Below are 11618 nucleotides of genomic sequence, written 5' to 3'. Positions count from 1 at the left end.
GGCGCCGACCGAGGCGGTGGCGGCGAGCGAGGCGTCGATCACCGAGCGCAGCGCGTCGGACTGCCAAGGGGCGTTCAGGAACTGGAAGTTGAAGGCCTGGTGGAGCTCGTCCGGGCGGACGTAGAGGGCGAGCCGCTCGGCGGTGGGTGCCCAGGCCTCGGCGACGCCGATCACCTGCTTGCCGCGGGCGTCGCCGTAGCCGTCCAGCAGCCGGCGCCAGGCGCGGTGGATGGCGTGCACCCCGTCCTGGTCGAAGAACGGCAGCACCTGGGCGCCGATCAGCTGGGCCTGGGCGCCGTGGCCGATGTCCGGCAGGCCGGGCGCCTTGATCATGCCGTGGGCGACATCGACCCGGAAGCCGTCCACCCCGAGGTCGAGCCAGAAGCGCATGATGGCCTCGAACTCGGCGTGCACCTCCGGGTTGTCCCAGTTCAGATCGGGCTGCTCGGGGGCGAAGAGGTGCAGATACCAGTCGCCGCGGTCGGTACGGGTCCAGGCCGGGCCGCCGAAGACCGACTCCCAGTCGTTGGGCGGGAGTTCGCCGCTCTCGCCCTTGCCGGGGCGGAAGAGGTAGCGCTGCCGGGCGAGCTCGGGGTCCTGGAACCAGGGGTGCCGGTCGGAGGTGTGGTTGGGGACGATGTCGACGATCACCCGCAGGCCCAGGTCATGGGCGGCGCGGATCAGCTCGTCGGCGTCCTGGAGGGTGCCGAAGAGCGGGTCGACGGCGCGGTAGTCGGCGACGTCATAGCCGCCGTCGGCCTGCGGTGAGGCATAGAACGGGGTGAGCCAGACGGCGTCCACCCCCAGGTCCTTGAGGTAGGGCAGCCGCTCGCGGGCCCCGCGCAGATCGCCGATGCCGTCGCCGTCGCTGTCGGCGAAGGAGCGCACGTACACCTGGTAGATGACGGCGTCGCGCCACCACCCCGGACCTCGGCCCGTTCCGGGGGCCTGGGGGGCGGGGCTGGGGGAAGTGAGCTCCTGGGTCATCTGCCGTCCCTGTCGAGGTCAAGAGGCGTCGGTGCCTTCACGGAATCAACGCTCGGACGGGCGCGGGGTGACGGTGGCGAGGGCGTCCGGAGGGTCCCGTTCCAGCCATCTCGTTGCAATTCGTTCCCACAGTCTTGCAGAAAATTGCCGCAAGGTCTTTCGGTTTGTTTTCAGCGCTGTTACGTTCCTGACCGCCATCTGAGGCATTTCCCTAAGGAGTTCACATGCGGCGTGGCATACGGGGCGTAACGGCCACCGCGCTGGTAGCGGGCCTGGCACTGGCGGCGACGGCGTGCGGCGGAGGTGACAGCAGCGGCGGCGCCGGCTCCGGGGGCGAACTGTCCGGAACCGTTACCTTCTGGGACACCTCCAACGACGCCGAGAAGGCGACGTACCGCAAGCTTGCCGAAGGTTTCCAGAAGGAGCACCCGAAGGTCCACGTCAAATATGTGAACGTGCCGTTCGGCGACGCCAACGCCAAGTTCAAGAACGCGGCCGGCGGCAACTCCGGCGCCCCCGACGTGATGCGCACCGAGGTCGCCTGGGTCGCCGACTTCGCCAACCTCGGCTATCTCGCCCCCCTCGACGGCACCCCCGCCCTCGACAAGACCGACGACTACCTGCCGCAGGCCGTCGGCTCCACGAAATTCAAGGGCAAGACCTACGCCGCACCCCAGGTCATCGACACCCTGGCCCTCTTCTACAACAAGAAGCTCCTCAAGGACGCCGGCGTCGAGGTGCCCGGGAACTTCGCCGAGCTGGCCACCGCCGCCAAGAAGATCAAGGCCAAGACAGGCGCCACCGCCCTCTATCTGCGAGGCGACGACCCCTACTGGTTCCTGCCCTACCTCTACGGCGAGGGCGGCAACATGGTCGACGCCCGCGACAAGGTCGTGGAGATCGACGACGGCGCCGGCGTCAAGGCGTTCAAGACCATCAAGAGCCTGGTCGACTCCAAGGCCGCGGTCACCGACGCCACCGACGGCCAGGAGAACCAGCTCAGGGCCCTCAAGGACGGCACGGTCGCGATGGCCGTCGACGGCCCCTGGGACATCGAGGGCGCCCGCGCCGGCAAGTCCTTCAAGGACAAGAAGAACCTCGGCGTCGCCCCCGTACCCGGCGGCAGCACCGCCCAGGGCTCCCCGCAGGGCGGCTGGAACCTCTCCGTCTACGCGGGCAGCAAGAACTTGCAGGCCTCCTACGCCTTCGTGAAGTACATGAGCTCGGCCAAGGTCCAGCAGCAGACCAACGAGCAGCTCAGCCTGCTGCCCACCCGCAAGTCCGTGTACGAGGTGCCGGCCGTCAAGAACAACGAGATGGTCAAGTTCTTCAAGCCCGCCGTCGACGGCGCCGTGCAGCGCCCCTGGATCGCCGAGGGCAACTCCCTCTTCGAGCCGATCAAGGTGCAGATGAACAAGGTGCTCACCGGCTCCGCCACGCCCGAGCAGGCCGCCAAGGCGACCGGCGACGCCTACCGGAAGCTGCTCAAGGACTACAAGTGACCTTTGCTGTACGGGTGCGCCGGGCGCTGGGCACCCACTGGTACGCATGGACGATGGTCGCCCCGGTGGTACTGGTCATCGGGGTGATCATCGGCTATCCGCTGGTGCGCGGCGTCTTCCTCTCCCTCACCGACGCCAATGAGGCGAACGTCGAGCGGAACATCGGCGTCAACCACCTCCCCGCCACCTACAAGTTCACCGGCCTGGACAATTACCAGGCGGTGCTCTCCGACAGCGTCTTCTGGGACCGCCTCGGCTGGACCGTCCTGTGGACCGTCGGCTGTGTCTCACTGACCTTCCTCATCGGCCTCGCCCTGGCGAACATGCTCAACCGCACGCTGCGCGGCCGCACCTTCTACCGCCTCGCCCTGATCCTGCCGTGGGCCATCCCCGCCTTCATCTCGGTCTTCACCTGGCGGATGCTCTACAACGAGAAGAGCGGCATCCTCAACAAGCTGCTGGCCGGCGGCGGTATCGACGCGGTTCCGTGGCTCAACGACCCGACCTGGGCCAAGCTCTCGGTCATCGCCGTCAACGTCTGGCTGGGTGTGCCCTTCATGCTGGTCGCGCTGCTCGGCGGCCTTCAGTCCATACCCGGCGAGCTGTACGAGGCTGCCGAGATGGACGGCGCAGGGCCCTGGCAGCGGTTCCGCAACATCACCGTGCCCGGACTGCGCGCGGTCAGCAGCACGGTGATCCTGCTCTCCACCATCTGGACCTTCAACATGTTCCCGGTGATCTTCCTGCTGACCCGGGGCGGCCCCGGCGACGCCACCGAGATCCTGGTGACCTACGCCTACCGGCTCTCCTTCATCGACAGCCCCCGCAACTTCTCCGAGTCCGCGGCGTGGGGCGTACTGATCCTGGTCCTGCTCTCGGTCGTCGCGGTCGTCTACCGCCGGGCGCTGCGCAAGCAGGGAGAGGTGTGGTGACCATGACCCCCAGCACGAACCCCACGAGCACGAACCCCACGAGCCCGGCACGCACACCGGGCACCACGGCGACGAGCACATCCCGCAAAAGCACGTCCCGTACGGGCACGTCCCGTACGAGCACGCCCCGGAAGCGCAACGAGCGGTCCCGCCCGGCGTCCCTGGGCCTGCACGCGGCCCTCGCCGTCGCCGCGGTCGTCGCCGTCTTCCCGCCCCTGTGGCTGCTGGTGACGTCCTTCAAACCGAAGAACGACGCCTTCTCCACCAGCATCGTCACCCACTTCACCCTCGCCAACTACACCCACGTCCTGGCCGACACCGAGTTCCTGACCTGGTTCGAGAACTCCGTGATCGTCGTCGGACTGACCACCGTCCTCGGTGTGTTCATCGCCGCCACCACCGGCTACGCCGTCAGCCGCTTCCGCTTCCCCGGTATGCGTCCGCTGATGTGGCTGCTGCTGATCACCCAGATGTTCCCGGTCGCGGTGCTGATCGTGCCGCTGTACAACCTGCTGGCGAGCCTTGGCCTGCTCAACCAGCCCGCGGGCCTGGTCATCACGTATCTGACCATCGCCGTCCCGTTCTGCGCCTGGATGATGAAGGGCTACTTCGACACCATCCCGGTGGAGATCGACGAATCGGGGCGGGTCGACGGCCTCAACCCCTTCGGCACCTTCTGGCGGCTGGTCCTGCCGCTCGCCAGACCGGGGCTGGCCGTCACCGGCTTCTACACCTTCGTCACCGCCTGGGCCGAGGTCGCCTACGCCTCCGCCTTCATGACCGGCGAGGAGAACCTGACGCTCGCGGGCGGCTTGCAGACCTTCGTCAACCAGTACACCAACGACTGGGGTTCGATGACCGCCGCCGCCGTGATCATCGCCGTGCCGGCCGCGCTCGTCTTCGCCTTCGCCCAGCGACACCTCGTAGCCGGACTGACCGCCGGCACCACCAAGGGTTGAGATGACTTCACAGCACCACAGCACTCCTGCCACCGACTGGTGGCGCGACGCGGTGATCTACCAGGTCTATCCGCGCAGCTTCGCCGACGGCAACGGCGACGGCATGGGGGACCTGGCAGGCATCCGCAGCCGGCTGCCGTACCTGCGCGACCTGGGCGTGGACGCCGTCTGGCTCAGCCCCTTCTACGCCTCGCCGCAGGCCGACGCCGGGTACGACGTCGCCGACTACCGCACCATCGACCCGATGTTCGGCACCCTGGACGACGCCGAGGCCGTCATCCGCGAGGCCCACCGGCTGGACCTGCGGATCATCGTCGACCTCGTCCCCAACCACTGCTCCGACCAGCACGAATGGTTCCGCCGCGGACTCGCCGAGGGCCCGGGTTCGGTACTGCGCGAGCGCTTCCACTTCCGCAAGGGCCGGGGCCAGAACGGCGAGGAGCCGCCCAACGACTGGGAGTCCCTCTTCGGCGGCCCCGCCTGGACCCGGGTCCCCGACGGCGAGTGGTACCTCCACCTCTTCGCCCCCGAACAGCCCGACTTCAACTGGGACCACCCCGCCGTCCAGGACGAGTTCCGCTCGATCCTGCGCTTCTGGCTGGACCTGGGCGTCGACGGCTTCCGGGTCGATGTGGCCCACGGTCTGGTCAAGGCCCCCGGCCTGCCCGACATGGGCCGGGGCGAGCAGCTGAAACTGCTCGGCAACCAGATCCTGCCGTTCTTCGACCAGGACGGCGTCCACGACATCTACCGCTCCTGGCGCACCGTCCTGGACGAGTACGACGGGGACCGGATCGCGGTCGCCGAGGCCTGGACCCCCAGCGCCGACCGCACCGCCCTCTACCTGCGCCCGGACGAGCTCCACCAGGCCTTCAACTTCCATTACCTGAGCACGGGGTGGGACGCGGCCGCCCTCCGCGAGGCGATCGACTCCTCCCTCGACGCCATGCGCCCGGTGTCGGCGCCCACCACCTGGGTGCTGTCCAACCACGACGTCGTACGCCACACCACCCGCCTCGGCGGCAGCCTCGCCCGCGCCCGCGCCGCCACCCTCCTGATGCTGGCCCTGCCCGGCTCCGCCTACCTCTACCAGGGCGAGGAACTGGGCCTGCCCGAGGTCACCGACCTGCCCGACGAGGTCCGCCAGGACCCCTCCTTCTTCCGGGACGCCGGGCAGGAGGGCCTGCGCGACGGCTGCCGGGTGCCGCTCCCGTGGAGCGGCGACGCACCCCCGTACGGCTTCGGCGACGGCGGCAGCTGGCTGCCCCAGCCCGCCGACTGGGCGCCGATGACCGTCGAGGCCCAGACCGGCGACCCCGCCTCCACCCTGGAGCTCTACCGCACCGCCCTCGGTCTGCGGCGCACCCACCCCGGCCTCGGCGCGGGCGACGCGGTCGAGTGGCTGGACGCCCCCGACGGCGTCCTGGCCTTCCGCCGCCCCGGCGGCCTGGTCTGCACGGTCAACACGACCGACGCCCCGGCCCGCCTGCCCACCCCCGGCCGGCTGCTGCTCGCCTCCCAGCAACTGGACGCCTCGGCAGGGGACTTCACCCTTCCCGCCGGCACCGCCGTCTGGTGGGAGGAGTGACCCTGACCGATCCCACCGGCACCTCGCCCACCCCCCGGCTCTCCGACATCGCCGCCCAGGCGCAGGTCAGCGAGGCGACCGTCAGCCGGGTCCTGAACGGCAAGGCGGGCGTGGCGGCGAGCACCCGGCAGCGGGTGCTCGCCGCGCTCGACGTCCTCGGCTACGAGCGCCCGGTACGGCTGCGGCGGCGCAGCGCCGGGCTGGTCGGCCTGGTCATCCCCGAACTGACCAACCCGATCTTCCCCGCCTTCGCCCAGATCATCGAGCAGTCACTCGCGGGCCACGGCTACACCCCCGTGCTCTGCACCCAGATGCCGGGCGGCGCCACCGAGGACGAACTCGTCGAACAGCTGGAGGAGCGCGGCGTCACCGGCATCGTCTTCCTCTCCGGCCTGCACGCCGACACCCGCGCCGACCCGTCCCGCTACGCCCGCCTGGCCGCGCGCGGCGTCCCCTTCGTCCTCATCAACGGCTACCACCCGCACATCGACGCGCCGTTCGTCTCACCCGACGACGGCGCGGCGGCCCGGATGGCCGTGCGCCACCTGGCCGAGCTGGGGCACGAACGGATCGGGCTCGCCGTCGGCCCGGCCCGCTATGTGCCCTCCCGCCGCAAGGCCGAGGGCTTCGCGGCGGCGCTGGGGGAGTCGTTCGGCCTGTCGAGGGGGCAGGCCGAACGGCGCACCCGGCACACGCTGTTCAGCGTGGAGGGCGGCCACGCCGCAGCCGCCGCACTGCTCGACGACGGCTGCACCGGCATCGTCTGCGGCAGCGACCTGATGGCGCTCGGCGTCGTCCGCGCGGCCCGCCAACGCGGCCTGGACGTCCCCGGCGACCTCTCGGTCGTCGGCTTCGACGACTCCCAGCTGATCGCCTTCACCGACCCGCCCCTGACCACGGTGCGCCAGCCGGTGCAGGCCATGGCCACGGCGGCGGTGGGCGCCCTGATCGAGGAGATCCACGAACGCGCCCAGGGCCGCCAGACTCCACCCCAGCGCACGGAGTTCGTCTTCCAGCCGGAGTTGGTGGTGCGGGGGTCTACGGGGGCGGTGCGGAGCTGAGGGGCCGGCGGGCGTGCGCGGTGCGGCGCGCGCACGTCCCGAACGCCGGTCCGTCTCGTCCCCCACGTCAGTACACGTCGGCAGCGGTCCCGTGAACGGCGGCGTACGTCACGAAGGCCGCCCAGGCGTCGGCGGGCACGGCGAGCTGCGGGCCGGCCTTGTCCTTGGAGTCGCGGATGTGGACGGTGGTGGGGCAGGTGGCGATCTCGACGCAGCTGTCGCCATCGCCGCTGCTGTAGCTGGACTTGTACCAGGAGAGGGCGACCTCCACGCAGTCGTCGCCGGAGCTGCCGCTGTAGCTGCTCTTGAACCAGGCCAGTTCGGTGGTGTTCATAGCGCTCCTCGCATCTGCGTCAGCAGGCTCAGGGAGTCCTCCGGTGTGAGGGCCTGCGAACGCAGTTTCGCATAGCGCATGTGCAGCGTGCTGATGGTCTTTGGGTCAGAGATGAGTTGGCCGCTTCGTTGCCCCTCGCAGTAGGCGTACCACCGGTTGTTCGGCGTCTCCAAGAGCTGCAACGGTCCGCCCATCCCCGCATGAACTCCCCTCGCCAGCGGCATGACTTGCAGCTCGACATTCCGAAGGAGCCTGGTGGTCTCCAGGACATGGTCGAGGAGTTCCCGGGTCACCTCCGCGCCACCGGTCCGGCGCAGGAAGACATGCTCGTCAACGATGAAGCTGAACGCCGTGTTCGGCCGGTCCCGCAGCAGCTTCTGCCGGTCCAGCCGTGCGGTCACCTGCGTCTCGGTCTCCTCGTCGGTCAGCAGCGGGATGCGGTGCTCGAACAGCGCCCGCGCGTACGCCTCCGTCTGCAACAGCCCTGGCACCAAACGGCATTCGTAGGTGTACAGGCTGATCGCCTGCTCCTCCAGTCGGGCCCACTGCCGGAACCACGCGGCTAATCCCGGCTGCCGCGCCAGCTGCGTGGCCATCGCCCGCAGCACCCCGAAGGAGTCCAGCACCCGCTCGGCCCGCTCGATGAAATCCGGGGGCGGGAGCCTGCGCCCCTGCTCGATCGAGGCGACGGTCCCCGCGGAGAATCCCACCTGCCGCGCCAGCCCCTCCTGCGTCAGTGTCGCCCGTCCCCGGAACGCCTTGACCACGGCCCCGAACGCCCTGAGGCTGTCGGTGGTCTCGGGCTCACTGTTTCCCGCTTTGCCGGCCATAGCGGCCACCTCCCATGCGTCTGTCGTGCCACGTGCACAACTCGCTCATGGTTACGGTCCGTTATCGCCGCTGTCCACCCTTTGTACTCGTACGCTCACGCTGCGTACGAGCTCCGTAGGGGCGGAAACCCTGGCCACGGCTGCCGTGCGGGCGCCACCGTGGAGCGCATGTCAGTCCAAGCAACCTCCCGGGCTTCCGAGGCCGCGGTTACCGTACGTGTGTTCACGATGCGCTTCAGCGCGACCCACCTCGGTGCCCGTCTCGCCCGCCGTCTTGCTGTCCACCGGCTCCATCAGTGGGGCTTCCCCTACGGCAGCGAGCTGTCCGACAGCGCCGCCGTGGTCGTCGCCGAACTCGCCGCGAATGCCGTCACGCACGGCCGGGTGCCCGGCCGGGACTTCGAACTGCGTCTCGCGACCCTGTCCTGTGCCCACACCGGTGCCGACGCCGCACGCCCCGCCACCCTCCGCATCGAGGTCGCCGACACCCGCACGGAGAAGCTCCCGCCGTCCCCCGAGAAGCTCGCGTCTCCGCCCCCGGACTGCGAAACGGGGCGCGGTCTCCCACTGGTGGCCGCGCTCGCCGCCCGCTGGGAGGTCGTCGACCGCGCCCCGGTCGGCAAGGTGGTACGTGCCGAACTGGACCTGTAGCGCCCCAGCCTTTGGACCTGGAACGCGTTCCGGAGAGTGACCCGTGCTTGACGGGCCATCAAACGGCTGCTGGGCTGGCTGCTTCAAGCCAGCCAGTCGGAGGTTGCCCAGGTGTCCAGGTCGGATCTTCGCGCGTTATTCCGGTCGAATGATCGTGAGCTGAAAGCCGTTGACTACTTCGCCGACCGACGTGACGAGTGGGCCACGGTGGTGGAGAGCCTGGTTCGCCATACACGACGGGTACACGAGGCCGGGTTCGATGTCGAGGATCTGGAGACCCCGCGACGCAATGTGCTCGTCTTCTACGGGGTCGGCGGCATCGGCAAGTCCACGCTGTCGCGTGGCGTCGCCGAGCACCTGGTGGACAGCGAAGCACGCGGCGCCGACTGGCCTCCGCTGGACCCCCAGGTGGGGCGGGTAGCCCCTGTACGCATCGACTTGTCGCGTGACTCTGGCAGTGACTTCGAGTCCCTGATGCTTGCCCTGCGGCTCGCGGTGGTTGAGCTGGGGGAGCCGATGCCGGCATTCGACCTTGCGTTCCAGCGCTACTGGGAGCGCAACCACCCCGGGGAGCCGCTTGAGGAGTATCTGCGGCGCCGCACGTGGTTCAGCCGGTTCCCGGGATCGCGGTCGCTGTCCGGGCAGATGCAGTCGGTGCTGTCGGACGTCGCGCAGGCGGCGTCCCTGCCCGGGACTGCGGGCGCGCTCGTCGGAAAGGGGCTTCGGCTGCTCGTCCGTGCGTTGCGGGATCGGCGTCATCAGATTCGCTCGCTCGCCGAGTGCCGCCGTTTGGCCGACCTGCTCGAAGCTGAACCGGACCTGGAAGCACTCAGCTACTACTCGCATCTGCTCGCCTGGGACCTCAGCCGGGTCTCGGCCAAGCGCCGGGCAACGCTTGTCGTCCTGCTGGACACCTTCGAGGATGTCGGGGACCGTGTGCACCGCGATCTTGAGCGGTTGATCCAGCGGGTGGCGTGGCTGATGCCGAACGCCCTCTTCATCATCACCGGCCGAAACCGTCTGCACTGGGACGATGTCAAGCTGGAGGGGCAACTGGACTGGGCGGGACCGGACTTCTGGCCGATGCTCGTCGGCGGTGCGGTGGATGAACCGCGCCAGCACACTGTCGGCTATCTCTCCGCGGGGGACTGTGAGAGGTACCTTTGCGAGCGGCTGACAGTCGGCAGCCAGCCGCTGATGGACGACAGTGCGCGACACCTGATCACCGCCAACTCGCATGGGCTGCCGCTGTACCTGGACCTCGCGGTGATGCGGTTCTTGGACATGTACCGCAAGAACGGACGCGCTCCGGTGGCGAGCGAGTTCAATCTGGACTTCCCGGCGCTCGTGGCCCGGACCTTCCGGGATCTCACCCCGAGCGTGCGGCAGGTCCTGAGAGCGGTGAGCCTGCTTGATTCGTTCTCTGTGGAGTTGGCCGCGGCCGGCGCCGGTCTCGATCATGATGCCCCCGCGCTGGAATTGGTCGAGCGCCCCTTCGTGGATCTGGATCCCGGCGCCCCTTGGCCCTACCGGCTGCACAATCTCGTACGCGATGCCATGCGGGAGGCGGACTCGACGAGCGAGGACCGCTGGAGTCCGGCGGACTGGCGGCGGGCTGCTCAACGCACGGTCGATGCCTTGGAACGTGAGGCGGACGGAGACCGAAGGCGTCTGGTCGCCGCCCTGCGGCAGGGGCTGACGCTCGCCCGTGACTACGGGCTGGAGCTCGGATGGCTGGAGGATGCGGCGTTCCGCTATGTCGACGACTTCTTGTGGGAGCCCATCGAACTGCCGGTCCCAGCTGCGCAAGCGAGTCACAACGCCCGGATCGGCAGTGCGGCGGAGGCCCTGGCCATCGCGTTGTCCGCGATCGCGCGGCGGCAGCGGTGTCACCGGAGTGAAACCGCAGAGCAATTGCGCGAGGTGCTGGCATCCGGGCAGTTGCCCGAGTCGCTGTCGGAACTGCCGCGCTACTTCCTGGCGGAGTGCGACCGCGATCTCGGGAACTTCGCGGCCTCGCTGGAGGGGATGAGGCAGGTCGTCGATGCCGGGGGCCGGCTTGGCCCCACCGCGGCCCGTGGCCTGGTGCACCTCGCGCGTCGCGTGGGCCGGTTCCCCCAGGTGCATGCCGCAGCCGAGGCCCTTGGGGTGGAGGGCCGTCGGGACCGTGCGCTCGGCGACCTTTGGTGGACCCAGGGGAACATGGCGCTCGCCTGTTCCTCATACGCGGTCAACCGGGACGAGGCACTGCGGCTCGGCCAGCCGGGCGAGGCGGCGCTGTCACAGGCATGCCTGGCCTTCGCCGCCGCGTTCCGGGACCGCCCTCGTGCCGGGGAGGAGATCGCACGGGCGCAGGACGCCTTGGGCGTGGCGTCGATCCGGTGGGCGGAGCTTCAGACGAAGATCGCCTCGCTCGTGCGGGACGCAGGTGTCAGTACCGACCTGCCGGCCCGCGCCGAGGGAGTCGTCGATGAGGCACGTGAGGCGGGACTCACGTCGTCTGTCGCGTACGTGCGCTTCGCGGTTTGTCTCCATGCCACGGTCCTGGGCGAATCCGCCCCGCGGGACGAGGCACGCGAACGACTGCACGAGTGTGTACGGGGCGAGGAGTTCGCCTACCTGGTCGAACTGTCGTACCTGATGGCGGGCGAAGAACCGCCCGCAGATCTGCCACGCGCCGAGTGGGTGGACGAGCGAAGCCGAGTACGGGCACGCTGGGCCGCGATTGTTGATGATCGGCGCCGAGAGGCCGCCGCACACAGAGGAGACTGAGC

The 11618-nt window shown here is 69.4% G+C and carries 10 protein-coding genes; 7 read left to right on the top strand and 3 right to left on the bottom strand.

The window, feature by feature from the left end:
• Positions 1 to 987: alpha-amylase family glycosyl hydrolase (locus M8I34_RS23310; protein WP_250052011.1), on the bottom strand; the 987-nt coding region annotated here is incomplete at its 3' end.
• A gap of 224 nt (positions 988 to 1211) precedes the next feature.
• Between M8I34_RS23310 and M8I34_RS23305 the strand changes: the two genes are divergently transcribed.
• From M8I34_RS23305 to M8I34_RS23285, 5 genes are read left to right on the top strand one after another with little or no spacing between them, the layout of a single operon-like run.
• Positions 1212 to 2489 carry an extracellular solute-binding protein gene (locus M8I34_RS23305; protein ID WP_250052009.1) on the top strand — a complete coding sequence of 426 codons (1278 nt, stop codon included), beginning with the start codon at positions 1212 to 1214 and terminating at the stop codon, positions 2487 to 2489.
• Between the two features lie 53 nt (positions 2490 to 2542).
• The gene (locus M8I34_RS23300) at positions 2543 to 3421 is read left to right on the top strand and encodes a sugar ABC transporter permease (RefSeq protein ID WP_284050703.1); all 879 of its coding nucleotides are present in this window, start codon (positions 2543 to 2545) and stop codon (positions 3419 to 3421) included.
• 2 nt (positions 3422 to 3423) lie between these two features.
• Positions 3424 to 4380 (top strand): sugar ABC transporter permease, encoded by a 957-nt coding sequence (locus tag M8I34_RS23295; RefSeq protein ID WP_250052005.1) that lies wholly within the window; start codon positions 3424 to 3426, stop codon positions 4378 to 4380.
• Between the two features lies 1 nt (position 4381).
• Positions 4382 to 5968 carry a glycoside hydrolase family 13 protein gene (locus M8I34_RS23290; protein WP_250051996.1) on the top strand — a complete coding sequence of 529 codons (1587 nt, stop codon included), beginning with the start codon at positions 4382 to 4384 and terminating at the stop codon, positions 5966 to 5968.
• On the top strand, positions 5956 to 7029 hold the full coding sequence (locus M8I34_RS23285; RefSeq protein WP_374210972.1) for a LacI family DNA-binding transcriptional regulator: 1074 nt from the start codon (positions 5956 to 5958) through the stop codon (positions 7027 to 7029). The genes M8I34_RS23290 and M8I34_RS23285 overlap by 13 nt, the downstream gene beginning before the upstream one ends.
• A gap of 67 nt (positions 7030 to 7096) precedes the next feature.
• Here M8I34_RS23285 and M8I34_RS23280 read toward each other — a convergent pair whose 3' ends face one another.
• The gene (locus tag M8I34_RS23280) at positions 7097 to 7363 is read right to left on the bottom strand and encodes a DUF397 domain-containing protein (RefSeq protein WP_250051992.1); all 267 of its coding nucleotides are present in this window, start codon (positions 7361 to 7363) and stop codon (positions 7097 to 7099) included.
• Positions 7360 to 8193, bottom strand: coding sequence for a helix-turn-helix transcriptional regulator (locus tag M8I34_RS23275; protein ID WP_250051989.1), 834 nt, complete (start codon positions 8191 to 8193; stop codon positions 7360 to 7362). Before M8I34_RS23275 ends, M8I34_RS23280 begins: the two co-directional genes overlap by 4 nt.
• A 168-nt stretch (positions 8194 to 8361) precedes the next feature.
• Between M8I34_RS23275 and M8I34_RS23270 the strand changes: the two genes are divergently transcribed.
• A complete protein-coding gene (locus M8I34_RS23270) occupies positions 8362 to 8844 on the top strand; it encodes an ATP-binding protein (protein WP_250051987.1) in 483 nt (160 codons plus the stop codon).
• A gap of 111 nt (positions 8845 to 8955) precedes the next feature.
• On the top strand, positions 8956 to 11616 hold the full coding sequence (locus M8I34_RS23265) for an ATP/GTP-binding protein (protein WP_250051984.1): 2661 nt from the start codon (positions 8956 to 8958) through the stop codon (positions 11614 to 11616).
• The last annotated feature ends 2 nt before the right edge of the window (positions 11617 to 11618 follow it).

Source organism: Streptomyces sp. MCA2 (assembly GCF_023544705.1).
Classification (GTDB): Bacteria; Actinomycetota; Actinomycetes; order Streptomycetales; family Streptomycetaceae; genus Streptomyces; species Streptomyces decoyicus.
Note: the sequence above shows the minus strand (reverse complement) of the source record. Positions and strands in the feature narration are given on the sequence as shown.